Below are 26,224 nucleotides of genomic sequence, written 5' to 3' on the forward strand. Positions count from 1 at the left end.
TAACGCCGCCCATATAGGGCCTCGTGCACGATTTTTGGTGTGGGAGCGCCGAGGCCGCGACGAGTTAGACGCGCAGGTAGCCGCCACCCTTGGTGGCGATATGCACGTGGTCGAAGTGGTTGGCGGTGGCACCTCCGCGGCTTCCCATGCCTTCGCCGCCGCCGGGCCCGTAATACATTGCCTGGCGCCAGATCGCGTGATCGACGCCGAGTGCTTCTTTGTTGGTCATCACGAACGACAACACCTGATCACCCAGCGTCTTGCCTTGCGGGGTGTTCCAGTTGGGGATCATGACGTCCAGCGCTAACCCGTTCGGGTGCCACTTCAACGCATCGGGGCGCACACCGCCGATTTCCCTGATTTGCGGAAACGCCGCGGACACAGCGCGATTGGTGATCACGCTGAACTTCTGCAGCCCCTTCTCAGAAGCCTTCCCCGGAGGCAGCTGGCCCTGAATGGCGCGCGCGATGATATTTCCGGCATTCAGGGGCCCTTGTGGCAGGCCGCCAGATCCCGTGCCTGACGTCAGGCGGCTACCGCCGCCGGCTCCGCCCAGCCCAGACAGTCCGGAGAGCCCCTGCAAGCCGCTCAACGGTGAGCCCATGCTCGGCATGGCCATCCCGCCACCGCCGCCGGACGGCGAGCCTCCGCCGCCGCCCACGCCGTTGCGGCCGCCGTAGGCCATCGACCGCAGCATGGCAGCCATCTGTGCGTCGCGTGTCTTGTAGGCCTGCACCACTTGTTGTTGTTGGGCCACGCGGTTGCGCAGTGCCACCAGGAGGGCTTTCTGGCCGGCGGGGGTGTTGGTGAACGGGGCCAGGCCGTTGGTGTCGGCGGCCGCGCCGTTGACCACGCCCCCGGAGCTGGTGCGCCCGGTGCGATCTGAGCGCGCGGCCTCGTCGAGCTGGGTGCTCAGCGCCCGGTCGGTGCCGGCCAGAGTGTCCAGCGCGGGGCCCGCGCCCCCGGCGAAGGTGGAGTAGTTGGTGGCCAGCTGCCCCGACAGCGGCGCCATCTGGGCCTGCCCCGAGCGCACCAGCTCCCCGGCGCCGGAGAGCTTGAGCACCGAGCCCGAAGCGGGGCCCTGACCGGATGCCGGTGGATCACCGAACAGCGAGTGCGCGCGGCCAAGCACCTCACCTACCTGCTGCACCACCGCGCCAACCGACACGAAACCAGTATCAGCGACCCTGCCCCACCCCCCGAACACAATTTTTCGGCCGCGGCGGTTTAGTAGCCCTTCGGTGGGCGGGTCGGGTCGGCCTGCTGAATTCTGGCCGCCAGGTCCGAGCCGTCAGCAGAGACCCCGTAGCGGCCCATCGCGTAGTTGACGAACGCGGTTGCTTGCGCCACCGGGTCACGCAGAAACGGTGAGGTACCCGGCTCGTGGTAGGCCCGAAACGTCGGCTCGATGAACTGGAATGCGCCCTGCGAAGGAGTTCCCTTGGCCGCGTTGGAGTCCCAGTTATTTGTGGCATTGGGATTGTGGCCGGACTCGCGTGCGGAGACCACCATCATCCCGGTTGCCCAATTCCGGCGGGCCCGCGGGTTGGTAATGCCTTTGATGTCGAGGGCCCGGTTGATCGCGGCCCCGATCGTTGCGGCCCCCGGCGTGGCAGGAATATCGCTGGGGCGCAGCCGCATTCCGGCATAGCGGTCCGCCAGTGGGCGACGCCCCGAATTAAGTTGCCCGCTCAGATTGGAGGCCCTGGCTAGCTGCGGAATGTTGAAGCTGGGAAAACCGCCTCCCCGCGAGGAGCCCATCGGTAAGCCCATCCCGCCACCGCCACCGAACGGTGTACCTCCACCCACCGGGGAGCCGCCGGCATAGCGCATCGACCGCATCAGCGCTGCTATGTTCGCGCTGCGTGTTTTGTAGGCCTGCACGACTTGTTGTTGTTGGGCCACGCGGTTGCGCAGTGCGACCAGGAGGGCTTTCTGGCCGGCGGGGGTGTTGGTGAACGGGGCCAGGCCGTTGGTGTCGGCGGCCGCGCCGTTGACCACGCCCCCGGAGCTGGTGCGCCCGGTGCGATCTGAGCGCGCGGCCTCGTCGAGCTGGGTGCTCAGCGCCCGGTCGGTGCCGGCCAGAGTGTCCAGCGCGGGGCCCGCGCCCCCGGCGAAGGTGGAGTAGTTGGTGGCCAGCTGCCCCGACAGCGGCGCCATCTGGGCCTGCCCCGAGCGCACCAGCTCCCCGGCGCCGGAGAGCTTGAGTACCGAGCCCGAAGCGGGGCCCTGACCGGATGCCGGTGGATCACCGAACAGCGAGTGCGCGCGGCCAAGCACCTCACCTACCTGCTGCACCACCGCGCCAACCGACACGAAACCAGTATCAGCGACCCCGCCCCACCCCCCGAACACAAAATCGGGGGCCCAAACCTTCTACCGCGGCAGGGTTTCGGTGTTGCCGAAGCACGGCGGACCCCACAAGCCTCGGCCTGCCTGCCGGGCTGAGGCCTCGGCGGCGGCGATCTCACCCGCGCGCTGCGGGGGGCTGGCCGGGTCGAACACGTAGGCCCGCCCCGCCCCCGCGGCCGCCGCCAGCACCGAGAAGTCTCCACCGGCGGTCTGGACATAGGCCAGGGTGCGGTTAACTGCAGTTGGATGATCCACGTGGTGCGGCTGTGCAGGCTCAACTTGTCGGCCGGTGCGTTTAGTCTCCACGCAGATTGAACTTCCGGACCAGGGGCTGTGATGGATGACGGGATCGAACCGAGACTTGTGGAGGTTCTCGATGTCCCGAGGCTTGGTGCGGTCGTTCGCGGCAATGCGGGCTCGTTGCCGTGGCGTTTGGTCGACGAGTCGGGTGCCGGCGTAAACCACGTCAATCTGTGGTTGGCCGACCTGTTCGCGTGCGACAACTCGCCTGCGACGCTGCGCGCCTATGCGTACGACCTACTGAGCTGGAGTCGTTTCCTCGGCGCACTGCAGGTTTCGTGGACTCAGGCAACGCGGGGCGAAGTCCGGGACTGGGTGAGGTGGTACCGGTGTCGCGCGAACCCGCAACGACGCCGCGGATCGAGTGCGGATACTCATCGGCCGACCCCAGGTTCTGTGAACGAGCGGACGGGCAAGGCCTACCTGGAGTCTTCCTACGCGCGGTCGTCGATGAATCGCAGACTGTCGTCGCTCAGTGGCTTCTACGAGTTCGCCCTGGAGTCGGATCTCGGGCCGCTCATCAACCCGGTACCGAAATCGCGCGACGATCTCACTCGACTCGACGTGCACCGCCAGCACTTCGATAACCCGCGCCCCCAAAAGCGCGCGCCTTATCGGCAGAAGCTAGTGGAACGTGCGCCGCGCGCGCTCAGCGACGACCTGTACGAGGAGGTATTTGCATCGCTGAGAACAAACCGCGACCGTGCCATTGTCGCTACGGCGATCTCCTCTGGTTTACGCGCCAGTGAACTGCTCAGCATGCGGCGGGGGATGCTCCATGCCGCCGACCAAACCGCCGATGTAATACCCAAGGGCGGGAATGGAAGTCGTGTCATGGTCCGTATCAGTCCCACTGCGTATCTCTGGATCGCCCGGTACCTTGCTGAGCGCCCCGTGGGTCCGCCTGAAGAGCCAGTCTGGCTGACATTGCGCGGCACACCGCGGCCGCTGAGCTATTGGGCAATGCGACAGATCCTTGAACGCAGCAACGCGCTGCTGGGCTCCAACGTCACGATGCATGACTTCCGGCACACCTTCTGCATGCGTCTCGCCCAGGACGAGAACATGACCATCGCGGAAATGCAGGAGCTGATGCGGCACGCGTCGATCGCCAGCACCACACGCTACCTGCGACTCACCGTAGCCGAACTCGTCGACAAACTTGATCAGCACTGGAATAGACCCCCGTCACCGCAGCCCACGCCGGCGAAAGGCTATGCGGCAGAAGATCTCCAAGTTCTTTTCGGTCGGGCATTCTGATGGCGCGGGTGCTCACGCGTGCCCAGTCGCTGGCGAGTTCGTCTGCGTTTGCCAACCATCCAGTCGAAGTACTGCCTTCGCTGTCCCCGACGCCCGAGGACCATCCGTGGTTCGGAAACACTGTCACCTGCGCCGAACGTGAACGCATCATCACTGCGGGACTTCCGCTCGTGATGGCACGGATGAGTGAGAAGTACCGCAGCGAGGCAGTAGCCCGCAGCGGTGCACGGCTCTGGCTGAGTCGCCTATTGGACTGGCTGGATGGCTTTGTCGGCGACAGTTATCAAGACCGTTGGATCGCCAGCGATTCCGATCGCCAGCCGAAGGCGTGGTGCCCAGCCTTATCAACCGGATCGCATACACGGCTTGGGGCAAGGCTGTCGATCAACGCACTCATAATGCTGGGGGTCATTCGTCCCGGCCATGACTGGTTGATCGAGAACAAGCAGGCGCGGTTCTACCGTGACTGGACGACCACGCACGAACCGAAGGCGTGGGATCGCTACTTCGCCGCCGCGGAGCACGAGGGCGCACCGGAAGTGAAGAAATGGCGAACCGCCACCCACCTGGTACGTATCAGCATCTGCAACGGGCTGCCAATCACCGAGCTGCACAGCCAGCATGTGTTGGCCTACCGAGACTTTCTCGTCTCGACCGGCAGGATGCCGGGGGATCTTCTCGCCATGTGGCACTACGGACGCCGCGGCGGACTGTTCGCCGGTGAAGCCGACGACCTGCGGCACTACCTCATCGCCAAACGTCTCAGTCCCACCGAACTGGTCGACCGCTTCAATGTGCGAGCTCCCAGCGTGCGAGGACTGTTGATCGCCTACCTCGCCGAGATCGCCGTCGGTCAGGACTACGCCAGCCTGGACGGAACCAGCCGAAACCTGGTGAAGCTGTTCTGGAAACCGATCGAAGACGCCAACCCCGGCATCGACACAATCAGTTTGACGAAGGCCCAGGCATCCGCCTGGAAAGAGTGGTTGCGCACCAAACCGGATGGGACTCCGCGCCGGCACGCCGAGAGCATTCTGGGAGCGGTCCGCAGCTTCTACCTCGACGTGGCTGCCTGGTCCCACGAGGATCCCTCGACGTGGGCCCATTGGGCTGTCTCATGCCCGGTCAGCATCCGCGACGTCCGAGGCCAGCAGAAGCGCCGGGCCCAGCGGGCACACCGCATGCATGCCCGCACCCGCACCCTCACCCCGCACGTCGATGCACTCGTCGCTGCAGCCCGGCGGGCGTACGTGCAAGCAGCAGAGCTGCAAGCGGTCGCGACGACAGCGCCGTTCGGTGAACCGTTCGCCGTGCACGGGAGCACCTACATCAAGCACACACCGGGCAAGCGGGCCGACCGAGTGCGCATCCATGTTCTGCAGGATGGATCGGAGAAGCGGGTTGACATCCACTACACCGTGACACGGGCCTTCATGACCTGGACGATCATCGAGGTGTTGCGCCACACCGGTATCCGGATCGAAGAGATGCTGGAGCTGACCCATCTGAGCATCAAGCAGTACCGCAAACCCGATGGCACCGTGATACCGCTCCTGCAGATCGCACCGAGCAAGACCGATCAGGAGCGGATATTTCCCTGCAGCCCGGAGTTGACCACCACCTTGGCGCGACTGGTCGAGTTCGTCAGCATCGATGGCCGCGTTCCGCTGTGCTGCCGAATCGACACACAGGAACGCCAGGTGTCGGCGCCGATGCCGCATCTGATCCAGATCCGAGAGGGTGGACGGTCGCGGGTAATCAACCAGTGCACGGTCCGAAAGTGGTTATCAGAGCTGGCCAACAGCATGGCCTTGAAGGACGCTGACGGTACTTCGCTGCATTTCACGCCACACGACTTTCGCCGGATCTTCATCACCGACATCGTCAACGCCGGGTTCCCGATCCATTTGGCCGCAAAGATGGTGGGCCACAACAATATCGAAGTCACGCGCGGCTACACCGCGGTGTATCAGAAAGATGTCTTCGAGGCATATGACCGGTTCATCGACAACCGTAGACAGGCACGGCCATCGGCCGAATACCGTGAGCCCACCCAAGCCGAATGGGACGAGTTCGTCGAACACTTCGGCCAGCGCCGGATCGCGCTCGGCAATTGCCACCGCCCCTATGGATCTGACTGTTCCCATGAACATGCCTGCATCCGGTGCGATTTCTGCGAGGTTGAACCGGCCCAGGCCGCAAGGCTCGATGAGATCCGTGACAACCTTCGCCTCCAGGTGGTCGAGGCCCAAAAGAACCGGTGGCTGGGCGACGTTAACCAATTACGCCTCACCATTGAGCACGCCGACCGCAAGGCGGCGAGGCTGGCAGCCCTCACCGAGGCGGCCCCGGTACTCCTTGCCGCGCACACGTCCTGACGCGAGCAGTAAGGGACCGTCCTTCTGACAGCTAGGTGCAGCAGTTGGGGTCGAGGACGACGCAGAGTGCCTGCAGGGCTTCGGGTTTGACGCGGTGAAAGACGTTCATGCCGCGCCGGTCGGAGATCACCAGCCCGGCTTTGCGGAGCTGGCCCAGGTGGTGGCTGACGGTGGATTCACTCAGGTCGAGCACCGCGGCCAGATCGCCGCTGGTCTCTTCGCCGGGGCGTGAGCTGAACAGCAGCGACATCATCTTGACCCGCACCGGGTCGGCGAGCGCCTTGAGCCGCATCGCGACCTGCAGGGCATCGGCGTCGCTGATCGGGCCCGCGGCGACCGGGGCGCAGCACACCGGGGCGGACATGTCGATCACGGGCAGCGCTTTGGGCATGACCCCATCCTGCCACCTGTCTTGACATATATCAAAAAGGTGGCATCCTGAGGTCGACGCGCCAGTTCGATATATGTCTCATCCCTAGTGGGAGGTCCATCATGTCCCGTATGCAACTCGCCCTCAACGTCGATGACCTCGACGAGGCGATCACGTTCTACACCAAACTGTTCGGCGTCGACCCCGCCAAGGTCAAGCCCGGCTATGCCAACTTCGCCGTCGCCGAGCCGCCGCTGAAGCTGGTGCTGCTGGAAAATCCCGGTAAGGGCGGCACCATCAACCACCTCGGCGTCGAGGTCCAATCCAGCGACAAGGTGCACGCCGAGATCGCCCGCCTGACCGGCGAGGGGCTGTTCACCGATGAGGAGATCGGCACCACGTGTTGCTTCGCCACCCAGGACAAGGTCTGGGTGACCGGGCCGGCCGGAGAGAAATGGGAGGTCTACACGGTGCTGGCCGACTCCGACACCTTCGGCACCAGCCCACAGCACCTCGACGATTCCGCCGACGGCGAGGGTGGGGTGTGTTGCGGCGGAGCCTCCAAGGAGGCTGACCCCGCCGCAGCGTCCTGTTGCTAGCCGATCGCACCTGCCGCGGCCGTGGTCACATGGCCGCGGCAGGCGCATGATCGGGGCATGGACCGCGATGCCATCGCTGCCGATCTGGAGCGCGCGCGTGTCACGTTCCACCAGCTACTGGCGGCCGCCGGCCCCGACGACTGGGATGCGCCGACGCGCGGAACCCGGTGGACCAACGAACAATTGCTGTTCCACATGGTGTTCGGCTACATGGTCGTGCAGCGGCTGCTGCCCCTGGTGCGGGTGATGGGCCGACTACCTGACCGCGTCAGCGGGGCATACGCCCGGTTGCTCAACGCCGCGACCACGCCGTTTCATCAAATCAACTACTACGGATCATGCGCCGCCGCCATGGTCTACAACCGGCGCAGGATGGGCGCCAAACTCGACCGGGTCATCGACTCACTGCAACACCGGCTCGCCCGCGAGACCGACGACACCCTGCGGCGCGGCATGCATTTCCCGCCGGGATGGGATCCGTTCTTCTCCGACTACATGACGCTGGAAGACGTCTACCGCTACCCCGGGCGCCACTTCGACTTCCACGCCGCCCAACTCACCTTCACCTGACGTTTCATTTGCCAACAACTTCGATATCCGTCAATATTGATGTATGTCGAAGTCGCAGGAGTCGTTGACCGACGGGGACGCGTGCTGCCCACCCGGGGCGCTGCTGCGCGAACCCCTTACCGCCGCGGACGCGGCGGACATGGCGGTCAAACTCAAAGCGCTGGCCGATCCGGTACGCCTGCAGCTGTTCTCCGCGATCGCCAGCCACGCCGGTGGTGAGGCCTGCGTCTGCGACATCTCCGCCGACATCGAGGTGTCACAACCGACCATCAGCCACCACCTCAAAGTGCTGCGCGACGCCGGGCTACTGACCTCACAGCGCCGGGCCTCCTGGGTGTACTACGCCGTGGTGCCCGACGCGCTGGCCAGCCTCGCCGTCTTGTTCGGCATTGACGCAGCCGCCGGGGTGTCGGCATGACCGACACCACCACCCCGGCCCCAGCGGTCGTGGGCAAGCTCTCCACCCTGGATCGGTTCCTGCCGCTGTGGATCGGCGCGGCGATGGTCGCCGGGTTGCTGCTGGGCCGCTGGGTTCCCGGCTTGAACACCGCGCTGGAAAGCGTTCAGCTGGACGGGATTTCACTACCCATCGCTCTTGGCCTGCTCATCATGATGTACCCGGTGCTGGCCAAGGTCCGCTACGACCGCCTCGACACCGTCACCGGCGACCGCAAGCTGCTGCTGTCCTCACTGGTCCTGAACTGGGTGCTCGGCCCCGCGCTGATGTTCGCGCTCGCGTGGCTGCTGCTGCCCGACCTGCCCGAATACCGGACCGGCCTGATCATCGTCGGCCTGGCCCGCTGCATCGCCATGGTCATCATCTGGAACGACCTGGCCTGCGGCGACCGGGAAGCCGCCGCCGTCCTCGTGGCGCTCAACTCGATCTTCCAGGTCATCATGTTCGCCCTGCTGGGCTGGTTCTATCTGTCGGTGCTGCCCGGCTGGCTCGGCCTGGAACAGACCACCATCGACACCTCCCCGTGGCAGATCGCCAAGTCCGTGCTCATATTTCTGGGCATCCCGCTGCTGGCCGGCTACCTGTCGCGCCGGCTCGGCGAGAAAACCAAGGGCCGTGACTGGTACGAGGCCAAGTTCCTGCCCCGGATCGGGCCGTGGGCGCTCTACGGGCTGCTGTTCACTATCGTGATTCTCTTTGCGCTGCAAGGCGACCAGATCACCCACCAACCGTTCGACGTCGCCCGCATCGCCCTGCCGCTACTAGCGTACTTCGCGATCATGTGGGGCGGAGGCTACCTGCTCGGCACCATGCTCGATCTCGGTTATGAGCGCACCACCACCCTGGCGTTCACCGCCGCGGGCAACAACTTCGAACTCGCCATCGCCGTCGCGATCGCCACCTACGGCGCCACCTCCGGCCAAGCCCTGGCCGGCGTCGTCGGCCCGTTGATCGAAGTCCCGGTCCTGGTCGGGTTGGTCTACGTGTCCTTGGCGTTGCGCAACCGGTTCCACCACCACACCTCCCAACACCTTCCTGCCGACGGCTCGACGACGAGAACGGAACCCAATCCATGACTGACAGCCCCGTCACCCACGAGCTTCGCCACGATCTGTCCATCGACCAGCAACTCGCCCTGAAAACCGCGGCGACCCGGCTGGGCGGTGAGTTCGATGGCACCTTCGGTACCGAAACCATCGAACGGTTCTTGCATTCGTCCTACGACCAGTTCGCCGGCCGGGCCACCATTCCGAACTTCCTGCCGCTGTTGGCCGAACGGTTCGCCCGCCAACGCCTGCACGCCCTGGCGAGAGTGGAAGGAAAGATCAGCGACGGCAAACCGACCGTGTTGTTCCTGTGCACCCACAACGCCGGCCGCTCGCAGATGGCGCTGGGCTACTTCACCCACCTGGCCGGTGACCGGGCCGTCGCCTGGTCCGGTGGATCCGAACCCGGCAACGAGATCAACCCCGCCGCGATCGCTGCCATGCACGAAGTCGGTATCGACATCACTGGCGAATACCCCAAACCCTGGACCGACGAAATTGTGCAGGCGGCCGACGTCGTCATCACCATGGGCTGCGGGGACGCCTGCCCGATCTTCCCCGGGAAACGCTACGAGAACTGGGAACTGCCCGACCCCGCCGGCCAGGGCCTCGACGCCGTCCGCCCGATCCGCGACGACATCGAAGAACGCGTCCACCGTTTGTTGGCCGACCTGAACGTGCCCGTCACCCGGTAGCCGCGAAAACCTCAAGGGAACACACCGAATATGGCTGACACATCAGTGTTGTTCGTCTGCGTCAGTAACGCCGGAAAATCGGTCATGGCCGCCGGGCTCATGCGCCAGATCGCCGGACCGACCATCCACGTCAGCTCGGCGGGCACCCGCGCCAAGACCGCCGTCAACGACCTCTCGGTACAAGCCTTGGCAGAAGTCGGCGTCGACATCAGCGACCATCAGCCCGCCCAACTCACCGCGCAGATGCTCGACGACGCCGACCTGGTCGTCATCGTCGGCAGCCAAGCCCACCTCGACGAGTACTGTCCCGGCGTCACCATCCAGCGGTGGGATACCGACGAACCCTCCTTGCGCGGCATCGACGGAATCGACCGCATGCGAATCATCCGCGACGACATCACCACGCGCGTCCAGGCCTTGGCCGCCAACCTTTCCACCGCGATCACACCACCCACCGGCCAGCCATCCCGATCCAACGCGCGTATTGAGCGAAGCTAGATGTATGCGTGTGGAACTTCTCACGAGCCCGGGATGTCCGAATGCAGCGGCGGCTCGGCGCTTGCTCGCCGAGTGTCTGTCTGAGGTTGATATCGCTGAAGATGTGGTGGTGGAAAGGGTCGGTGGATATCCATCGCCAACAGTGCTCGTTGATGGTATGGATGTCATGAAGCCGGGCACTGAGCTGGCAGCTGATGCGTGCCGATTGGACCTTCCGACCAGGGATCGCGTGCTGGCGGCGCTTCGGAGTGCGACGCCGTTGACGTGATCGATCCGGGGTCTTACCCCGATGTTGCGGCCCCGAGTTCAGCTGGCTGCCGTGGTCTTCTGGTTGCGGGTGTGGGCCAGCCGGTGGGAGTCGGTTCCGGTTTCGATGATGGTGCCCCCGAGGGGCTTGGTGCGTCCGGCGCGCACGCCGTTGGCGATGACGACGATTTCGGCGAGTTCGTGCACCGCGACGACCGCGGCCAGCCCGAGGACACCGGTGAGGGCGAGCGGAATGAGCACCGTAATCAATGCCAGTGAGAGGCCGACGTTTTGCAGCATGATCCGCCTCGCGCGCCGCGCGTGGGCCAGTGCTTGGGTGAGGTGGCGCAGGTCTTCACCCATCAGCGCGACGTCGGCGGTTTCGATGGCCACGTCGGTGCCCATCGCGCCCATGGCGATACCCAAATCGGCAGTGGCCAGGGCCGGGGCGTCGTTGACGCCGTCACCGACCATGGCCGTCGAGGAACGTTGGCGCATTTGACCAATTAGCGCGGCTTTGTCTTCGGGCCGCAGATCGGCATGCACGACCTCGATGCCCACCTGCTTGGCCAATGCGTGGGCGGTCGCTTGGTTGTCACCGGTGAGCATGGCCACCTGATACCCGCCGCGGCGCAGCTGGGCGACGACGTGGGCGGCTTCGGGCCGCAGCTCATCGCGCACCGCGACTGCCCCGATGATCTGGTCGTTGTCTTCGATGAGCACGGCGGTGGCGCCGGCGGCCTGCATGGCCGCGACCTGGCCGGCCAGCGGGCCGGGGTCAAGCCAGCCGGGGCGGCCCAGCCGCAATCGACGGCCATCCCGCGCGCCGGTCAACCCGGCACCGGTGACCGCCTGCACGTCATCAGCCGGTTGCACGGGGCCCTGCGCGGCGGCGAGAATCGCTGCCGCGAGGGGGTGTTCGCTGCGGGCCTCCAACGCCGCCGCCACATCCAGCACGTGCTCGCGGGTGGCGCCGTTGGTGGTGGCGACGTCGATGACGGTGGGTGCGTTGGCGGTCAGGGTGCCTGTCTTGTCCAGCGCGATCGTGCGGACCGCGCCCAGGGCTTCCAGCGCCGCCCCGCCCTTGACCAAGACACCGAGCTTGCTAGCCGCGCCGATCGCGGCGACCACCGTGACCGGCACCGAGATCGCCAGCGCGCAAGGAGAGGCCGCCACCAACACCACCAGGGCACGTTCGATCCACACCAGCGGATCGCCCAACACGCTGCCGATGGCGGCGATGAGGACCGCGGCGATCATGATCGCGGGGACCAGGGGTTTGGCGATGCGGTCGGCCAGGCGCTGGGCTTCGCCCTTGCGGGACTGCTCGGCCTCCACGATCGCCACGATGCGGGCCAACGAGTTGTCAGCAGCAGTGGACGTGACCTCAACCTCCAGCACGCTGGTGCCGTTGATCGACCCGGCGAACACCTCATCACCGGGCCCGGCCTCTACCGGCACGGATTCGCCGGTGATGGCCGAAACATCCAGCGCCGTGCGCCCCGACACGATCGTGCCGTCGGTGGCGACGCGTTCGCCGGGCTTGACCAGCATCCGGTCACCCACCGCCAACTCTGCTGGGGCGATGGTGGTTTCGGTACCGTCGCGGAGCACGGTGGCCTCATCGGGCACCAGCGACAACAACGCCCGCAGACCTCGGCGGGTGCGGGCGAGGGAGTATTCTTCGAGGCCCTCGCTGATGGAGAACAGGAACGCCAGCATGGCGGCCTCGCCGACCTCGCCGAGGATCACCGCGCCGACCGCGGCGATCGTCATCAGCGTGCCGACCCCGATCTTGCCCTGCGCCAGCCGGCGCAGCGTCGAAGGCACGAACGTGTAGGCACCGATCACCAAGGCGAGCGCATACAGGCCGATTTCGACCGCATGGGGGCCGCCGGACCAGCCGACCACATAGCCGGCCAAAAGCACCACGCCCGCCACCGCGGCGGCGCGCAGTTCGGTGATCTCCCAAAGCCGTTCGGGTTCCTGCTCGTCCTCGCCGGGGCGGTCGTCGCTGCCGCAGCCGCACGCCTCACTCATCGCGCAACCTTCTTCCGCTCAGTCGGGTGGCCGTAGTTGGGGCACAACGCCACCGCGTTGCCGGTGGCCTCCAAGACAGCTTCGGCGGCCCGCAACATGTCCAGTAGTTCCGGGCGGGCCAGCCGATACACCGAGGCGCGGCCCTGCGGCCGGAAATCCACCAGCCCGCAGTCGCGCAGGCACGCCAGATGCGCCGACACCGTCGACTGCGCCAACCCCAACTCGCCGGTCAGATCCACCACCCGCGCCTCACCGACCGCCAGCCGGCGCAGGATCGCCAACCGGGTGCCATCCGAGAGGCTGTGAAACAACGCCGTCGCCGCATCCACATTCCCGCACATCGCGGGATCGACCGAACCACTTTTCATCGCCACACGACGATGATAGCGTCCAACACTATTGATCGGTCAACCCCGCCAACATCGATACAACCCGATGGATGAGGACGCAGGGCGGGGACGGGCCGACCGGGAAGGAGCAGGCGATGGCACTGACTGCACTGGGCCTGTTCGCGATGTTGATGCTGGTGATCGGGGCCTGTCGGCGCCGGATCCAGCTGGCCCGCATCGGCGACAGCGGCAACCGGCGGGGTTGGCGGCCCGACGGCACCCTGGAATGGTGGGCGCTCGCGCTCGCCGACGTGGGCTATCTGCTGGTCGGCGTCGGCGCCCCAGCGGCGGCCCTGGCCGGGCTCGCCCCACTGCGTTTCGCCGACCATCTGCTGGTTCATGCGACTGGGATCGCGGTTGCGGTGGTGGGCATCGGGCTGACCTTGCAGGCCCAGCTGGGGTTGGGGGCCTCGTGGCGGATCGGGGTTGATGAGACCGAACGCACCGAGCTGGTCACCGGCGGCCCGTTCGCGATTGTGCGCAACCCGATCTTCACCACACTGCTGCTCACCCTGACCGGCCTGACGCTGATGGTGCCCAACCCGATAGCGATCGCCGGCCTGCTGATCGCGATCGCCGGCATCCAGCTGCAGGTGCGCGAAGTGGAAGAGCCCTACCTGCGCCGCGTCCACGGCCACACCTACCGCGACTACACCACCCGAGTGGGGCGCTTCCTACCGTGGCTCGGCCGCACCAGAGATGAGACCAATGATGCTGCCCGACACTACACCTGACTTCGACACGGTCGAGGCGACGGCGGCGTTTGTCGACCTGGCCGGCTACAGCATCCTCACCGAAATCTGCGGCGACCACGAAGCCGCCCAGCTCGCCGCGCGCTTGCCGACCTGGCACAGGCTGCACTACAACCGGGCGTGAGGCTGGTGAAGACGATCGGGGACGCGGTCATGTTGACCGCCGACACACCCACCCAGATGCTGGCCACCCTCACCGACCTGGCAGAGCAGGTCGCCGGCGAGGACGGGTTCCTGGCGCTGCGCGCCGGAATCCATCACGGACCCGTCATCGCCCGCGGCGGCGACGTGTTCGGCCACACCGTCAACATCGCCGCCCGCATCACCGCACTCGCCGGGGCCGGCCACGCCGTGATCACCGACCCGATCGCGGCTGCCGCTACCCGACAAGGCCTGTCCACCCCAGCGATCGGTGCTCCGCCGCTGCGCAGCATCACCACCCCGATTCCGCTACACACGCTGGCCCTGACCGAGGCCCGCTACCCCCGCGACCCGGTCTGCGGCATGCGGATCAACCCGGAAACCGCCCGGGCGCGACGCCGCTACCAGGACCGGGATTGGTGGTTCTGCTCGACCGACTGCGCCCACCAATTCACCACCACCCCAAGCACTTACACATCGACACTCCCGGTCACCGCCAGTGAACGGCAGCCGACATGAGCCGCCCCTGGGGCCGCAACCGGCTCAAATTCGCCCTGGCCGGACCGCTGTTCGAAGCCGGCAACCGGTTCATCCCCGGCCGACCCCATGACCGGCTCGCCCAGCTCGTCGCCGACCAGAAACCGAAACGAGTGCTCGAACTGTGCGGCGGCACCGGCTACGCCGCCCGCCTGCTCGCCCGCAAATCCCCGAGCACACGAGTGGATTGCCTCGACATCTCCCCGGAAATGCTGGCCGTCGGCCGCCGCTACCTCACCCGCGCCGGGATCGGTACCGTGGCGCTGCATGAAGGTGACGCCGCCGCACTGCCGTTCGGCAATGACACCTTCGACGTGGTGATGAGCGTGTTCGGCTGGCACGAACTGCCCACCGACATCCGCCACCGCGCCATCGACGAAGCCATCCGCGTTCTACGTCTCGCCGGCCAGGTCATCGCCATCGACCTCGACCCACCACCCACCGCCCGCACCATCTTCGAGACCTACATGCGGCTCGCCGAACGACCCCACGCCCGCGACGTCCTGGGCACCGGCCTGGCCGACGCATTCACCGCACACGGACTGGCCGTCACCACCCATCTGCGCGCGCGCAGCTGGGCCGCCCCGTTCCAGATCGTCCACGCCCACAAAAGAGGTATCTGAATGGCGCGCACCAGCCGCATCCTGCTCACCGCGTTCGTCATCGCCGCCATGGCGATCGGGGCGCTGGTCTACCTGTCAGTGCGCGACCGCGACTCGACCACCACGGCACAGCCCGATACCGGCGAGGCCGGGCAGGTGGTGCGCGAGAACAGCCACCGACTCAACACGGTGCCCGACAGCACGGTGACGTTCGTGGAGTTTCTCGACTTCGAATGCGAGGGCTGCCGCGCGGTCTACCCAGAGATCGAAAAAGCGCGGGCCGAATACGGCGACCGGGTGAATTTCGTGATCCGCTACTTCCCGCTGCAAGCCCACGTCAACGCCGAGCGGGCCGCCCGCGCGGTGGAAGCCGCCGCCCAGCAAGGCCAACTGGAGGCGATGTATCGCAAAATGTATGACACCCAAGCCCAGTGGGGTGAAAAGCAAACCCCAGCCGATGACGTATTCCGCGGATTCGCAACAGAACTCGGCCTGGACATGGCCGAGTTCGACGCGGCCTACGCCAATCCCGCCACCCTCGAACGCATCCAACTCGACATGGCCGACGGCCGCGCCTTGGGCGTGCAGGGCACCCCGACCTTCTTCCTCAACGACACCCGCATCCAGCCACACAGCTATGAAGACCTAGCCCAGGCCTTCGATCAAGCGCTCGCCGAGAACTAGGCGCGGCCTGCCGCATCCATCGGCTTGACCGCCCCTCTCCACATCGACACTCATCTCAGTCCGGCCAGGAGGTTCACCCATGCCCGCCACCGCGCTCGTTCTCTACCTGGTCTTTGCCGTCTTAGGGTTCGGCTGGCGCAGCTGGACCCAGCACCGCCGCACCGGCTCGACCGGGTTTCGCGGCATCCACGGCCGGCCTGGCTCGCTGGAATGGTTCGCCGGCGCCGGATTCATCGCTGCCATCCTCGCCGGGGCGGCCGCACCGCTGCTGCAACTGCTCGGCATCCTCACCCCGATCGCGCTCCTGCAGGCGCCGTGGATTCAGGTGGGCGGGACGGTGCTGGCGGTGGCGGGTATCGCGGCCACCCTCTACGCCCAGCGCGACATGGGCGAGTCCTGGCGGATTGGCGTCGACCCCAGTGAGACCACCACATTGGTGCTCCGTGGTGTGTTCGGGCTGGTGCGCAACCCCATCTTCACCGCGATGCTGATCTTCGCCGCCGGCATCACCCTGATGACCCCCAACCCGCTCGCCCTGGTCGCGTTCGTCGTGCTGCTGGCCACCATCGAGCTGCAGGTCCGCGTCGTCGAAGAGCCCTATCTCAACGCTATCCACGGCCAGGCCTACCGGGACTACTGTGAGACGGTCGGCCGGTTTGTTCCCCACATCGGACGCACCCGAATCGTCTGACTGGCCGACTCGAATCGAGGTGAACCATGGCCACCGGTGATCGCACCGCCCGATGGAACCGATACTGGGACAAGAAATCCCGTACCTACGACCGCGAAATCGGATTCTTTGACCGCCACCTGTTCGGCGACTCCCGCCAATGGGTCTGCAGCCAAGCGGCCGGCACCACCCTGGAAGTCGCCGTCGGCACCGGCCTCAACCTCGAGTTCTACCCCGACACCGTCACGCTGACCGGGATCGACTGGAGCGAACAGATGCTCGACCTGGCTCGTCAACGTGCCGCCGACCTCGGCCACCCCGCCACGCTGCAACAAGCCGACGCCCACCACCTACCGTTCGACGACGCCACCTTCGACACCGTCGTCTGCACCTTCGGGCTCTGCGCCATCCCCGACCACACCAAAGCCCTCAACGAAATGACCCGCGTCCTGCGCCCCGGCGGACAACTCATCCTGGTCGATCACATCCGCAGCAGCGTCGCCCCCGCCCGAGCCGTGCAACGCTTCCTCGAACTGTTCACCGTTCCCCTCGGCGGCGAACACTTCCTGCGCCGCCCCCTCAACCACATCCGCAACGACCCCAACCTCGACATCGAACGCGTCGAACGCTTCAAACTCGGCCTCGTCGAACGCCTCACCGCCCGCAAACCCACGTAACCCGAGGCGAACTCACCGACCATCCAGCTAGAGCTGTCCCACATCAACAGCTCAGCCGCGCCCTCGAAGGCTCCAAAGACTCCGACTGATGACCGGCCCCGGTGAACGGATTGACTAGTGCAGATAAGTGCGGCCGTAGCGGTCGCGCGCATCCTGGCTGGCATCAGCGATTAAGGAGACCCGTTGGTTCAGCAGTGTGGAGGCAGCGAACTCCGACGCTTGCTTGCCCCAGCACGCCTCGGTGTAGCCCGGGCGTTTCGTCTCCGGGGTGAAGATGCCCAGGATGCGCACCCGCAGCCGGCCCCGGACATCATCGACGACGTCGACGGTGTCACCGTCAACGACACGCAGCACCGTCACGGTGGCAGGTGCTGCCTCCACTGGCGCAGCGCACGCCGACACCGGCGTCGCCGCCACCGCCGCGAGCAACAGCGCCGTCGCCAAAAGTGTTCTCATCTCTTCATTTTCAGTGCTCCCGACGGGGACGGCCTGCACATTTTTCGCGCTGCCGGGTCACTGGCCGACAAGATCTCTGATCAGCGCCTCCACACGCTCGGCGCTGCCGGGGTCGAGCAGCTGGCCCGCCTCCACCGACTCCACCAGCTGAGCTGACAGCCCACCCACCGCGGCCGCCTCACCGGCGCTCAGATTCGCCCGCCGCCGCGCCGCGTACAGCCGTTGGCCCAGCGAGGCACCCGGATGCGCCGCGGCCTTGAGCATCAATTCGTCGTAGCGGCCTCGGATCAACCCCAGCGACTTAACCACCTCGGCAGGTGAGCCCTGACTGTGACGCATCGCCCGGGCGGCCAGGGCCTCCAACTTGCGCAGGTCGGCCAGGATCGTCGAGGCGCGCTCAACGAAGTCCGGCGACGCTGACGGGGGCAGATCGTCGATCGCGGTGTCGAAACGGGTGAGGGTCAGCTTGAGCGCATCGGCCACGAGCACCGAGCTTTCGGAACTGTCAGCAGAGTCCGTGACCACTTCATCGGCCGGCGCGCCTGCCCGAATGCGCGCTATCGTTCCCGCCGGCCACTGCAAAAGTTCCTCAAGAGTATGCCTTGTGCGCTCCCGGGGCCACGACCGGCCTTTCTCGAAATGGATCAGCGCCGGGGCGGTGATAATTTTCCGGCGCGCCAGTTCACGCTGCGAGATGCCCAATTCGCGACGGCGAGCTGCGACAGCGGCACCCGCGCGGGCAATGCCGTCGTCTGCTGCGCCGTCCTCCACCGCGCCAGTGTAACCAGCGGTTATCACGGTTTCGGAACATCGCAAGGCACATCCTGCCTCAAATCCAGTGAAGTACGCGCTAACGATAGGGCGGGGGTCCGCCGTTGGGAGGGCGCGAAACTTCACCATTGACATTTAGCGTTAGATTGCGCGGCGCTAAATTTAGGTGCTAAAGTTCAGGTCATTCGATTAGCTGAGTGGGAGGAGCGACGGTGACCGTGACACTCGAACGACCAACGGTGCGCAGCAGCACCCAGCCATGCATTTCCGACCCCGACCGTTGGGCCGCCGGAGGCAAGGACCCGGAGTTGAAGGTCCTATGTCGTGGCTGCCCGCGGCGCTGGCAGTGCGCCAAGGACGCGCTCGACACACCCGGCGCAGCGGGCATGTGGTCGGGGGTCAACATTCCCAAAGAGGGCCGGGGCCGTAAGTTCGCGCTGCGCCAACTTCGATCACTGGCCGCCCATGGCGGCTTCAATGTCGCAGACTCGCCCGACGCCGCCGACTAACACCGGCGGGGCGATCATGGGCACCCTCTGCCGGAGCCGAAACACGCCGCACGAGCACGCAATTGCGGCGCGACGCGACGCAGCCGCGCCGCTGAAAGCCGTTCAGATCCAGAAGTCGAATACGAAGTTGCGCACTGGTTTGAGGTGCAGGACACCTACCCCTACGGTGTCGATATACACGCCTTGCATATCTGTTTTTCCGGGGGCCGTGCGTCGTTCACTGCAAGTGCGTGGAAGCGGCAAACGTTCCCCACATGAAGGCGCTATATCCGCCACACCATCGGCTGTGTACATCGTTGGCAGACCACATAGCCAAATCGGTCGACCTGTTCGGGCCTCCATGCCCGGACGAACGGGGTTGCGCGACGGCGCGGTCGCGCACTATTGGCGGCATAGCCTGTCGGCGGGCACCGCCAGCCCGCGTGACGCCTGTGACAGATGGTGCGGCGTGTCATCCGGTTAATGGCGCCGCGATACGGCATGCTCCCTAAAGACGGCGGATATCCGCCGACACGAAGTACTAGGCGGATATCCGCCTAGCGGTAGTAGTTCGAGCGCCGACTGAAAGGACCACTCCCGGCTGGCTTTTCGCCGGCCTGACCAAGTTCGCAACACAACTACATAACCATCGTGCGATAACGCCCCAACGGCGAAACCCCCGGCCCGAAGGCCGAGGGTCGGCCAGTTCGAGCTGCAACTCGAACCGATTTGGTGCTTTCGCGAAAATCCCCCTCGAAGGGAATCGTCATGAAAGACGCATTCCACGGTAGCGCACGCCGTGCGCACGGTCTAGTTACCACGTCCCGTGGATCTACCGACACCATCGTCCATCCGTACCGCGGGAGTACGCGGTTCTCACCGCGGCGCGGCACCGCTCACACTGCGCCGGTCTGGATCCAGCGCGCCGGCGGCCACTGCTTCGACCGCCTCCCGCGAATCGTCCTGGAGCTCGACACCGCGTGGTCCGCGATTCCGTGCTGGACCGGTCGAGCCCGGCGCTGGGTCCGCGAAACCGTTCCGGCCGCCTACGAGCTGCGCTATGACACCCATGTCCGTCCGGTGATGCCGAACAATGCGGTGAGCCTGAGATCCCTTGTGGCAGTAGCAGAGGCGCGGGCGTCGTTCGCCGATCACCGCACCGGGCGGAATTGCCGTCCTACCAACGCGCGGCTATCTGAGATGACCGGCTTGTCAGTGCGCACTGTCCAGCGCGCGTCGACGGCGCTGCGGCTACTGGGTGTGGCGACCGAGGTGATGCGGGGCCGTCAGCGCACACGGCCGGAGCGACTTGCCAGCTGGCGGGTTGGGGATAAAGGCCGTGGATGGGCATCAGTTTGGGCGTTGCACGACAGTCGGATTCAATCGCTGTCACCCCATCCCGGAGGGTCTCTCTTAGCTTCTAAAACCTCACCTAAGATTGTTCTCACTACCAAAAACCGTCGCATTCGCGCCGGTAGCAGCGCCGCTGCGCGGCGCCCTAGCCCGAACGAGAACGGGCTAGCGCTGGCAAACGAGTGGATCGCCGACGAGCAAACCCCGTTGTGGGCCCGTCGGTATCGGACGGGCACACCGTGGGCCGGGGTGTTGGCCAAGCCCGCCGCGCACGGCTGGACTCCGCGGGATGTCAACGCGCTGATCAGCGACTGGGCGGGTACCGGGCACTGGCTGCCCGAGAGTCCCTACAAACCGATCGGGCTGCTCGGCGCGATACTGGCTGCCCACGGCGACCTGGACAATCGTCCCGCGGCTTACGACGTGGCGCGCGAACAGGAAGAGCTCGCTCTTGCGCGCGCCCGCGTGGCTGAACAGATCGCTGCGCGCCAGACTGATCGCGAAGCGCGCGAAGCCGGACGTGCCGCCCTCTCGGGTCCGGGGCGCGAAGCCGCCCGCCGAGCGCTCGCCGAGATTCAAGAACGCGCCAAGCGCCGACGCTACGAGAATCCCGACCAAGGCGGCGGGCGATGACGGACGCCACCCCCCAACCGGCGACGAGTTGCGTTCCGTGCCAAGTGGATCCGGAACGGTGGTTCGATCGCCATCACCGCGCCGACGCCGTCGCCGAATGTCGCGATTGCCCCGCCCGCCGCTGGTGCGCCCGGGAAGCGCTGCAGAGCCGTGCGTCCTGGGGTGTGTGGGCTGGGGTCTGGATCGACGGACGACATGAAGATGTCGCACCCCATCTGCGAGCCATCGCGACTGGAGTGTTGGCGCAGTCGGCTGCAGTCGCTGCCGTTGTCATCGGTGAGCGATTGCAGGACGCCGCGCCCGCGAGGGACCTCGGCCGGGTGTCCACGCCGTTACGCCGGCCGAGCGGGTCGCCGGTGCCGTCGTCCGTGATGACCGCGGTCCTTGCCCGCAGCAGCGGACAATGCGAGGTCCTCGCCGAGGGCTGCCGCTACACCTATGACCGGCCGGTGAGCCGACGCGTAGGGGTACCGGTCGAGGAGACATCCACTCCCCCAGAACTATTCGCCGCATGCAATGTCTGCGCCGACATGGTCGCAGTGCTCGACCCGAAGCTGGCGGCCAAGACCGGTTACGTGCTCGATAACCAACGCGACCCCACACATGTGCCCTTCTATTGGCGCCGCAGCCGGTGGGTGCTGCTTGATCGAGACGGATGGCTCACTGAAATGGCCGACGACGTCGCGACGGCGTGATCTTAACCGCGGTTAAGATTGGATACCGCAACGGGTTTGATGCCCTAGTGCGTTATGACGGACGAGCAGACATCCGTGCCCGGCGCCTCAGTGCCTCGTCGACGAGGTCCGACGCGAAATCCTGTGCAGTCAGCAGAACATCGTCTCGCTTTGCCTCCAGCCACGCATCGCGCAGCCGCTGAGCGGTGGAAGTGCGCAGCCGCAGGGTGCGCGGAGCTTTCGGCGCAGTCGCGGTGACGGCCCGCGGAGGGCTCGGTAGCGGACTTACCGAGGCATGCGGGTCTTCCGTCACTGTGACAGTTGGAGGCGTAACCCGTTCCTCGATCGGCGACGGGCTCGCAAGCGGTTTCCGCGTTTGAGCGCCAACGCTGGACAGCATGCCGACCACGGCTGAAGCAGTGTCCTTCTTAGGCATGGTGTCTCCCTCGATTCATTCGGCCCTCAGCGACCATGGTCATGACTTCAACACTGAAATTCGCGTATGCCTTCGCGAGATCGGGATCGGCGTCGACGTCGCCCAGCACGACCTGATCACTGACCATCCGTTCGGCCGCAGTACGTTTCGGGATGAAGGTCTTGAACATGGGCAGGCCGTCGCCCTGCAACGCCTTGAGGGTCTCGCGGCTGACCAACGTTCGTGACTCGTACTTGGTGAGCAGGACTCCGAGGAAGGTCGCCGAAAGGACCTCGTGCTGACGCAGTGTGGACGACCACTCGAGGAACATATTCACCCCTCGCCTCCCCCACTTGCTGGCGTCGGTCGGCACGATCAGCCATTCGGCGGCATTCAGTGCAGTGATCACCAACTGCCCGAGGTTCGGTGAGAGGTCAAGCACGATCGCGTCGTAGTCGTGATAGACCGGCGCCAACGCCATTGCGAGCTGTTCCTCGCGGCGGTGCATAGTGACGAGTTCTTGGTCAAGCTTGGCCACCGCAAGCGTCGACGGGACGAGGTCGAGGTTCTCAAGCCGCGTCGGACGTATCACCTTGGAGACCGGCGTCCCGTCCCGGATGAGGTCGTAGATGTCGAACTCGACATCGTCCTCCGGGTCAAACATCGTTGTCGAGTTGCCCTGCGGATCGCAGTCGACCAGCAAGGTTCGCCATTTGCCGCGGGCCAGGCCGGCGGCCAGGTTCACCGCGGTAAACGACTTGCCGACCCCGCCCTTGTGGTTGGCGATCGCGATAACTTCCGCTTTCACAGCAGTCACTCCTCTACCTTTGGTACCTCATTGCAACAGGGTGATCGAGTGTTCGGGTGATGCCGCGACGGCGTGTCGGCGTGATGTGATCGCGTCGTGATGTGGTCACCGCGCGATGATGCAACTGCGTGATCGTGTAATCCGGTGAGACCGTCACGCCGTGACGCTGTGACGGAATCGCTGAGCTACAACGTGATCCGGTGATCCGGATGCCGACTCACCGTGTGATTGGATCGCCCAATCGCGTCGCGACGCGATCACAGCGTGACGCAATCATGAAGTGACACGGCGACTGTGTGATTCAGCAACCGCGTGATGCCGTCACAGCACGACTTGGTGACCTGATCACAACGCGACGCGGTGAGTGTGTGGCGGAGTCATGACGTGACCGTGTGACGGAATCACGTGGTGTTGACGTGATCGAGCGATCCGATGACTCAATCACGTCATCACGCCGTCGCCGGGTCACGGTGCGATGGCATGACCGGATCACCGGGATGACTCGGTGTTGGTGTGATCCAGCGTCAGCGTGATCGCATCACCATCGCCTCGTCACGGCGTCGCCTCGTGATTGAGCGATTGCGTCACTTCGCGTCACCGTGACGAAATCGGCCGGTACTCGGCAGCATCCGGATTCGTTTTCGTGGCACGACTTTTGGAGGTCGGAAGCGAAGGGACCGGACGAGTGCCACCCCGGATGTTCATTCGGCCTTGTCCTCGAAGCATCCGCCGGGGGTGCTCTATGTCGAAACGGTCGAGCACCGTTCGAAGGAAGCCGCTTTCGCTGCGGTGTATGCCTTTCGGTGATGAATGTGCTGGGTCGGCCAGGACGCCTTTCAGTGCGGCGTAGTTCGCCAAGGTTGGGTTCGAGCGCAGCGCGTCACGGAACGCGATCTGGCTGGTCGCCGGCGAGCGCTGTCAGGGGTCATGCGTGGAGGTGCGCGCGGCGGCGCCCGTGAGTGACTTTTGACGAAGAGCGCTGCCAGGGGGTCGCTGGTCCAGGTCGGGATCGCGTAATACCAATCGTGGCGAACCAGGTTCGCTGCGATGGGATCTGGACCGCTGAGATTGGACACTGGTGCCTGCAAGTCGATGATCGGTTTCGCTGGCAGGTCGGGAATCGCGGTGGAGCCAACATGTTCGACGCTGGCAAGGAGTCAGGGCGCGAGCAGCGTTTCGAGACGATCGCGCTCCTGCTCGCCGTGCGCGATCCAGGCGGCATCGGCATCGACGAGATCGACGGGTTCGGTCGCCCAGGCCGGCCAACGCGGATCCGCTCACCGTGTCACGGCACCTAGGTCGGCGGCCCAGTCGGTCGCCGCCTGACGCCGGCAAAAAGCGCGGACACGAACATTCGGGACGCGTTGAATACCCGCAGTCCAAGCCGATTCAGTTCGGGGGAGTGGAAGCCTCCGAAGCCTCGCTACGACGAACGACACGGAACACACGGCGCGTAGCGCGGGTGCTGGCCACAATCCCGGCAATGTACTTCGTGTTCGATGTGCTGCATCTCGACGGAGTAGACGTAATGCGTCGGCTATACCTCGAGCGACGCGCGATACTGGACGCACTGGAGCTGACGAGCAAGCCGATAATGACCTCGCCGTACGCGACGGGCATCAGCGCGGTGGCGATGTTCGACGTCGTTCGGGACATGGCCTCGAAGGCTTGGTATCCAAGCGAGCGACGTCGATCTATCAACCCGTTAAGGCATCGCTGGCGAGGGGCGCGTTCACAACGTTTGCTACTTAACCGCGGTTAAGTCGTTTCAAGTTGAATGGCCTGCTCATAGTTGTCAGAACGGCGGAATCTACTTGAAGTCGAATTGCTACCGCTCGGCGCGGTGGCTGCCATCCTTGACCAGCAGCGGTGGATCGACTCAGACATCCTGGGGGACGAAGAAGTGCGCCATGACTAACCGACAGCTGCGGATCGATCACACAGCGATCGTCTCGCTAACGACGGCCGTCGTCTACGTCTTGGTGTGGCCATTCGTTGACGGGTGGGTCTTACTGCTGGCCGCGACGTTGTCGCTCGTACTTGGGTTCCTGGCGCTATCCCGCATAAAGCGGTACGGGCATTCGGGCCGCTGGCTCTCATTGGGCGCAATCAGTCTCGGAGCCGTGTTCTATGTGTTCTTCATCGTGACCGTTGCGAGGGACCTGATCGACCCCGCGCAACTGCAACACTAAGATCGGCGGTCGGGCGAGCTAGGTCCCGACCGAGCCGCTGCGACTTGCCCGTCGTGCAAAGCTGGGAACGGTACGAGTTTCGCTGTCTATCAGAGATCTACGCCGACGCGCTTTCTGTCTTCGAGCCGAGTTCGGCGAACTGGCTACGAAGGGCCTCGGCGCGGGCCAACAGGGTGTGCACCGCGTACGGGCGAGTGCTATCCAACTCAAGGATGGCCGGCGCGGTCCGTAGTTCCGCGGCCGCGAGGCCAAGGATCACCATCGTCGACGACGTTAATTCGTCATCGCGCCCGTCGATCTCGAGTTCGTCAACCCATTCGCGTTCGTCGACGCTGAAGCGGTCGGCTTGCTGCACGAAGCCAGTAATGACGGTCATCAACTCTTCGCGACGCGTAGTGAGCCACGCTTCTTCGGAGGGCATGCGAGCGCGGCGTTCGCGTTCGGATTGCCGTGCTGCCCGGGCGATCTTCTCGTCGGGCTGGTCGTAGCGAAGCAAGGCCTCGAGCCGATCAATTCGATCGAGGAGACCCTGTTTGCCGACACCGACCTGGGCGCCGATCTGGGACAGGAACAAGCCACGGTCGCGCCCTGCCTTCAGGAAGTACAACTCGCGGCGGCGGTCCTCCCACCACAGCCAATTGTTGAGGGTGATACCGTCGCAGACGTCGGCCTGCAGAACCCATCGTGGGATGTCCGGTCCGCTGTATTTCCGCAGGTAATCGAGCACTTCTCGCGGATCTGAGTCACCTGAATCCGGTAGCATCTCCCGGTGTCGGTCATCGACTTTGGCTCTCCGGCGTGCGATCCTGACTACGGCTGAGGCCACCTCGGAGCGATGCACCTTGGGTCGGGTGGCCACCCCATCAGTATTTCACTGACGGATAGTGCTCGCCGCATTCGACGCGCCCGACCTCGTCGTCGTAGGGATCGCGAGTTGCCAAAAGTACCGTCGCTCAAGCCAGCTCGATGAAGAATCTTCGACGTCACTTTGGGCACTCAAGCGCATTGAGTATTCCGCCACAATGCGGCGTGAAAGATTTGCCACTTAACCGCGGTTAAGACGCCCAGGGCGAATGCTCGTGCCAGCGCAGGGCTTACCCGCTGACGATCCCCCGACTCGGCGAGATCGCCGCTTTGCCAACGATCACTCGCATAGAGCGACATGCGTGTC

Annotated in this window: 31 protein-coding genes and 1 pseudogene; 21 read left to right on the plus strand and 11 right to left on the minus strand. The window is 65.3% G+C overall.

Annotated elements, in window-relative coordinates; genetic code table 11:
- Positions 1-64: 64 nt before the first annotated feature.
- From D3H54_RS30890 to D3H54_RS30900, 3 genes are read right to left on the minus strand one after another with little or no spacing between them, the layout of a single operon-like run.
- Positions 65-1,207: a VldE C-terminal domain-containing protein gene (locus tag D3H54_RS30890; RefSeq protein ID WP_286199363.1), complete on the minus strand. Its 1,143-nt coding sequence runs from the start codon at positions 1,205-1,207 to the stop codon at positions 65-67.
- Between the two features lie 20 nt (positions 1,208-1,227).
- Positions 1,228-2,355, minus strand: coding sequence for a lytic transglycosylase (locus D3H54_RS30895; RefSeq protein ID WP_149383975.1), 1,128 nt, complete (start codon positions 2,353-2,355; stop codon positions 1,228-1,230).
- A 21-nt stretch (positions 2,356-2,376) separates the two neighbouring features.
- Positions 2,377-2,607: a thermonuclease family protein gene (locus D3H54_RS30900; protein WP_286199364.1), complete on the minus strand. Its 231-nt coding sequence runs from the start codon at positions 2,605-2,607 to the stop codon at positions 2,377-2,379.
- 81 nt (positions 2,608-2,688) lie between these two features.
- On the opposite strand from D3H54_RS30900, the gene D3H54_RS30905 reads away from it, so the two are divergent.
- Positions 2,689-3,912, plus strand: a complete 1,224-nt coding sequence (locus tag D3H54_RS30905; RefSeq protein ID WP_067771209.1) for a tyrosine-type recombinase/integrase — start codon at positions 2,689-2,691, stop codon at positions 3,910-3,912.
- 398 nt (positions 3,913-4,310) lie between these two features.
- Positions 4,311-6,290 carry a tyrosine-type recombinase/integrase gene (locus tag D3H54_RS30910; protein ID WP_099962892.1) on the plus strand — a complete coding sequence of 660 codons (1,980 nt, stop codon included), beginning with the start codon at positions 4,311-4,313 and terminating at the stop codon, positions 6,288-6,290.
- 31 nt (positions 6,291-6,321) lie between these two features.
- Here the strand turns inward: D3H54_RS30910 and D3H54_RS30915 are convergent, their stop codons facing one another.
- Positions 6,322-6,681, minus strand: a complete 360-nt coding sequence (locus D3H54_RS30915) for an Rv2640c family ArsR-like transcriptional regulator (RefSeq protein WP_003887760.1) — start codon at positions 6,679-6,681, stop codon at positions 6,322-6,324.
- 101 nt (positions 6,682-6,782) lie between these two features.
- On the opposite strand from D3H54_RS30915, the gene D3H54_RS30920 reads away from it, so the two are divergent.
- The 6 genes and pseudogenes from D3H54_RS30920 to D3H54_RS30945 all read left to right on the plus strand — a co-directional run bounded on the left by D3H54_RS30920 (position 6,783) and on the right by D3H54_RS30945 (position 10,525).
- Complete coding sequence (locus D3H54_RS30920; RefSeq protein ID WP_013470142.1) at positions 6,783-7,259, plus strand: ArsI/CadI family heavy metal resistance metalloenzyme; 477 nt, start codon at positions 6,783-6,785, stop codon at positions 7,257-7,259.
- A 57-nt stretch (positions 7,260-7,316) separates the two neighbouring features.
- Entirely contained in the window at positions 7,317-7,829 is a 513-nt protein-coding gene (locus D3H54_RS30925; RefSeq protein ID WP_013470141.1) for a DinB family protein, read from the plus strand.
- Between the two features lie 43 nt (positions 7,830-7,872).
- A complete protein-coding gene (locus D3H54_RS30930) occupies positions 7,873-8,247 on the plus strand; it encodes an ArsR/SmtB family transcription factor (RefSeq protein WP_003887763.1) in 375 nt (124 codons plus the stop codon).
- Positions 8,244-9,317, plus strand: a pseudogene (gene arsB, locus D3H54_RS30935) (ACR3 family arsenite efflux transporter); the annotation flags it as partial. The gene D3H54_RS30930 and the pseudogene arsB, both read left to right, overlap by 4 nt.
- A gap of 41 nt (positions 9,318-9,358) precedes the next feature.
- Positions 9,359-10,027 carry an arsenate reductase ArsC gene (locus D3H54_RS30940; protein WP_013470140.1) on the plus strand — a complete coding sequence of 223 codons (669 nt, stop codon included), beginning with the start codon at positions 9,359-9,361 and terminating at the stop codon, positions 10,025-10,027.
- Positions 10,028-10,057: 30 nt separating this feature from the next.
- Positions 10,058-10,525 (plus strand): arsenate-mycothiol transferase ArsC, encoded by a 468-nt coding sequence (locus D3H54_RS30945; protein ID WP_006246586.1) that lies wholly within the window; start codon positions 10,058-10,060, stop codon positions 10,523-10,525.
- Between the two features lie 306 nt (positions 10,526-10,831).
- On the opposite strand, the gene D3H54_RS30955 is transcribed toward D3H54_RS30945, so the two are convergent.
- Both D3H54_RS30955 and D3H54_RS30960 read right to left on the minus strand, forming a co-directional pair.
- The gene (locus tag D3H54_RS30955) at positions 10,832-12,811 is read right to left on the minus strand and encodes a heavy metal translocating P-type ATPase (protein ID WP_084032479.1); all 1,980 of its coding nucleotides are present in this window, start codon (positions 12,809-12,811) and stop codon (positions 10,832-10,834) included.
- Positions 12,808-13,179 carry an ArsR/SmtB family transcription factor gene (locus D3H54_RS30960; RefSeq protein WP_050982640.1) on the minus strand — a complete coding sequence of 124 codons (372 nt, stop codon included), beginning with the start codon at positions 13,177-13,179 and terminating at the stop codon, positions 12,808-12,810. The genes D3H54_RS30955 and D3H54_RS30960 overlap by 4 nt, the downstream gene beginning before the upstream one ends.
- A gap of 116 nt (positions 13,180-13,295) precedes the next feature.
- On the opposite strand from D3H54_RS30960, the gene D3H54_RS30965 reads away from it, so the two are divergent.
- The 7 genes from D3H54_RS30965 to D3H54_RS30990 all read left to right on the plus strand — a co-directional run bounded on the left by D3H54_RS30965 (position 13,296) and on the right by D3H54_RS30990 (position 17,263).
- Positions 13,296-13,934: a methyltransferase family protein gene (locus D3H54_RS30965; protein ID WP_006246589.1), complete on the plus strand. Its 639-nt coding sequence runs from the start codon at positions 13,296-13,298 to the stop codon at positions 13,932-13,934.
- Positions 13,909-14,076, plus strand: coding sequence for a hypothetical protein (locus D3H54_RS32095; protein WP_286199365.1), 168 nt, complete (start codon positions 13,909-13,911; stop codon positions 14,074-14,076). The genes D3H54_RS30965 and D3H54_RS32095 overlap by 26 nt, the downstream gene beginning before the upstream one ends.
- Positions 14,077-14,081: 5 nt before the next feature.
- Complete coding sequence (locus D3H54_RS30970) at positions 14,082-14,612, plus strand: YHS domain-containing protein (protein WP_286199366.1); 531 nt, start codon at positions 14,082-14,084, stop codon at positions 14,610-14,612.
- Entirely contained in the window at positions 14,609-15,253 is a 645-nt protein-coding gene (locus D3H54_RS30975) for a class I SAM-dependent methyltransferase (RefSeq protein ID WP_149383976.1), read from the plus strand. The genes D3H54_RS30970 and D3H54_RS30975 overlap by 4 nt, the downstream gene beginning before the upstream one ends.
- Positions 15,254-15,916: a DsbA family protein gene (locus D3H54_RS30980; protein ID WP_006246592.1), complete on the plus strand. Its 663-nt coding sequence runs from the start codon at positions 15,254-15,256 to the stop codon at positions 15,914-15,916.
- A 79-nt stretch (positions 15,917-15,995) separates the two neighbouring features.
- Positions 15,996-16,607 (plus strand): methyltransferase family protein, encoded by a 612-nt coding sequence (locus D3H54_RS30985; RefSeq protein WP_006246593.1) that lies wholly within the window; start codon positions 15,996-15,998, stop codon positions 16,605-16,607.
- A gap of 26 nt (positions 16,608-16,633) precedes the next feature.
- Positions 16,634-17,263, plus strand: a complete 630-nt coding sequence (locus D3H54_RS30990; RefSeq protein WP_067774115.1) for a class I SAM-dependent methyltransferase — start codon at positions 16,634-16,636, stop codon at positions 17,261-17,263.
- A 114-nt stretch (positions 17,264-17,377) separates the two neighbouring features.
- Here D3H54_RS30990 and D3H54_RS30995 read toward each other — a convergent pair whose 3' ends face one another.
- Together D3H54_RS30995 and D3H54_RS31000 are read right to left on the minus strand one after the other, a co-directional pair.
- Positions 17,378-17,719: a thermonuclease family protein gene (locus D3H54_RS30995; RefSeq protein WP_149383977.1), complete on the minus strand. Its 342-nt coding sequence runs from the start codon at positions 17,717-17,719 to the stop codon at positions 17,378-17,380.
- A gap of 57 nt (positions 17,720-17,776) precedes the next feature.
- Positions 17,777-18,535, minus strand: coding sequence for a helix-turn-helix domain-containing protein (locus D3H54_RS31000; RefSeq protein ID WP_149383978.1), 759 nt, complete (start codon positions 18,533-18,535; stop codon positions 17,777-17,779).
- Positions 18,536-18,702: 167 nt separating this feature from the next.
- Here D3H54_RS31000 and D3H54_RS31005 point away from each other — a divergent pair, with 167 nt between their 5' ends.
- The 3 genes from D3H54_RS31005 (at position 18,703) to D3H54_RS31015 (ending at position 21,659) form a co-directional block, all read left to right on the plus strand.
- Positions 18,703-18,999 carry a WhiB family transcriptional regulator gene (locus D3H54_RS31005; RefSeq protein WP_149383979.1) on the plus strand — a complete coding sequence of 99 codons (297 nt, stop codon included), beginning with the start codon at positions 18,703-18,705 and terminating at the stop codon, positions 18,997-18,999.
- A gap of 1,539 nt (positions 19,000-20,538) precedes the next feature.
- A complete protein-coding gene (locus D3H54_RS32100) occupies positions 20,539-20,964 on the plus strand; it encodes a hypothetical protein (RefSeq protein ID WP_286199368.1) in 426 nt (141 codons plus the stop codon).
- Positions 20,961-21,659 carry a WhiB family transcriptional regulator gene (locus tag D3H54_RS31015; RefSeq protein ID WP_149383980.1) on the plus strand — a complete coding sequence of 233 codons (699 nt, stop codon included), beginning with the start codon at positions 20,961-20,963 and terminating at the stop codon, positions 21,657-21,659. Before D3H54_RS32100 ends, D3H54_RS31015 begins: the two co-directional genes overlap by 4 nt.
- Positions 21,660-22,066: 407 nt before the next feature.
- Here the strand turns inward: D3H54_RS31015 and D3H54_RS31025 are convergent, their stop codons facing one another.
- Together D3H54_RS31025 and D3H54_RS32295 are read right to left on the minus strand one after the other, a co-directional pair.
- Positions 22,067-22,861, minus strand: coding sequence for a ParA family protein (locus tag D3H54_RS31025; RefSeq protein ID WP_149383982.1), 795 nt, complete (start codon positions 22,859-22,861; stop codon positions 22,067-22,069).
- Positions 22,862-23,697: 836 nt separating this feature from the next.
- The gene (locus tag D3H54_RS32295) at positions 23,698-23,949 is read right to left on the minus strand and encodes a hypothetical protein (RefSeq protein ID WP_353620064.1); all 252 of its coding nucleotides are present in this window, start codon (positions 23,947-23,949) and stop codon (positions 23,698-23,700) included.
- A 48-nt stretch (positions 23,950-23,997) separates the two neighbouring features.
- Here D3H54_RS32295 and D3H54_RS31420 point away from each other — a divergent pair, with 48 nt between their 5' ends.
- The 3 genes from D3H54_RS31420 to D3H54_RS31040 all read left to right on the plus strand — a co-directional run bounded on the left by D3H54_RS31420 (position 23,998) and on the right by D3H54_RS31040 (position 25,053).
- Positions 23,998-24,159 carry a hypothetical protein gene (locus D3H54_RS31420; RefSeq protein ID WP_168215138.1) on the plus strand — a complete coding sequence of 54 codons (162 nt, stop codon included), beginning with the start codon at positions 23,998-24,000 and terminating at the stop codon, positions 24,157-24,159.
- 104 nt (positions 24,160-24,263) lie between these two features.
- Positions 24,264-24,623 (plus strand): ATP-dependent DNA ligase, encoded by a 360-nt coding sequence (locus D3H54_RS32300; protein WP_353620065.1) that lies wholly within the window; start codon positions 24,264-24,266, stop codon positions 24,621-24,623.
- Positions 24,624-24,771: 148 nt separating this feature from the next.
- The gene (locus tag D3H54_RS31040; protein ID WP_149383984.1) at positions 24,772-25,053 is read left to right on the plus strand and encodes a DUF4190 domain-containing protein; all 282 of its coding nucleotides are present in this window, start codon (positions 24,772-24,774) and stop codon (positions 25,051-25,053) included.
- Between the two features lie 97 nt (positions 25,054-25,150).
- On the opposite strand, the gene D3H54_RS31045 is transcribed toward D3H54_RS31040, so the two are convergent.
- Positions 25,151-25,912, minus strand: coding sequence for a hypothetical protein (locus D3H54_RS31045; RefSeq protein ID WP_168215140.1), 762 nt, complete (start codon positions 25,910-25,912; stop codon positions 25,151-25,153).
- Positions 25,913-26,224: the final 312 nt, after the last annotated feature.

Source organism: Mycobacterium sp. ELW1 (genome assembly GCF_008329905.1).
Lineage (GTDB): Bacteria > Actinomycetota > Actinomycetes > Mycobacteriales > Mycobacteriaceae > Mycobacterium.

Excerpts from the sequence above, each read along its gene's own strand:
- D3H54_RS30920 (WP_013470142.1), top strand. The coding sequence starts at position 6,783 with ATGTCCCGTATGCAACTCGCCCTCAACGTCGATGACCTCGACGAGGCG.
- D3H54_RS30955 (WP_084032479.1), bottom strand. The coding sequence starts at position 12,811 with ATGAGTGAGGCGTGCGGCTGCGGCAGCGACGACCGCCCCGGCGAGGAC.
- D3H54_RS30960 (WP_050982640.1), bottom strand. The coding sequence starts at position 13,179 with ATGAAAAGTGGTTCGGTCGATCCCGCGATGTGCGGGAATGTGGATGCG.
- D3H54_RS31420 (WP_168215138.1), top strand. The coding sequence starts at position 23,998 with ATGTTCGACGCTGGCAAGGAGTCAGGGCGCGAGCAGCGTTTCGAGACG.
- D3H54_RS30910 (WP_099962892.1), top strand. The coding sequence starts at position 4,311 with ATGCTGGGGGTCATTCGTCCCGGCCATGACTGGTTGATCGAGAACAAG.
- D3H54_RS30965 (WP_006246589.1), top strand. The coding sequence starts at position 13,296 with ATGGCACTGACTGCACTGGGCCTGTTCGCGATGTTGATGCTGGTGATC.
- D3H54_RS30945 (WP_006246586.1), top strand. The coding sequence starts at position 10,058 with ATGGCTGACACATCAGTGTTGTTCGTCTGCGTCAGTAACGCCGGAAAA.
- D3H54_RS30990 (WP_067774115.1), top strand. The coding sequence starts at position 16,634 with ATGGCCACCGGTGATCGCACCGCCCGATGGAACCGATACTGGGACAAG.
- D3H54_RS30925 (WP_013470141.1), top strand. The coding sequence starts at position 7,317 with ATGGACCGCGATGCCATCGCTGCCGATCTGGAGCGCGCGCGTGTCACG.
- D3H54_RS30975 (WP_149383976.1), top strand. The coding sequence starts at position 14,609 with ATGAGCCGCCCCTGGGGCCGCAACCGGCTCAAATTCGCCCTGGCCGGA.
- D3H54_RS30980 (WP_006246592.1), top strand. The coding sequence starts at position 15,254 with ATGGCGCGCACCAGCCGCATCCTGCTCACCGCGTTCGTCATCGCCGCC.
- D3H54_RS31015 (WP_149383980.1), top strand. The coding sequence starts at position 20,961 with ATGACGGACGCCACCCCCCAACCGGCGACGAGTTGCGTTCCGTGCCAA.
- D3H54_RS32095 (WP_286199365.1), top strand. The coding sequence starts at position 13,909 with ATGATGCTGCCCGACACTACACCTGACTTCGACACGGTCGAGGCGACG.
- D3H54_RS30940 (WP_013470140.1), top strand. The coding sequence starts at position 9,359 with ATGACTGACAGCCCCGTCACCCACGAGCTTCGCCACGATCTGTCCATC.
- D3H54_RS30930 (WP_003887763.1), top strand. The coding sequence starts at position 7,873 with ATGTCGAAGTCGCAGGAGTCGTTGACCGACGGGGACGCGTGCTGCCCA.
- D3H54_RS30995 (WP_149383977.1), bottom strand. The coding sequence starts at position 17,719 with ATGAGAACACTTTTGGCGACGGCGCTGTTGCTCGCGGCGGTGGCGGCG.
- D3H54_RS31040 (WP_149383984.1), top strand. The coding sequence starts at position 24,772 with ATGACTAACCGACAGCTGCGGATCGATCACACAGCGATCGTCTCGCTA.
- D3H54_RS30915 (WP_003887760.1), bottom strand. The coding sequence starts at position 6,681 with ATGCCCAAAGCGCTGCCCGTGATCGACATGTCCGCCCCGGTGTGCTGC.
- D3H54_RS30985 (WP_006246593.1), top strand. The coding sequence starts at position 15,996 with ATGCCCGCCACCGCGCTCGTTCTCTACCTGGTCTTTGCCGTCTTAGGG.
- D3H54_RS30905 (WP_067771209.1), top strand. The coding sequence starts at position 2,689 with ATGGATGACGGGATCGAACCGAGACTTGTGGAGGTTCTCGATGTCCCG.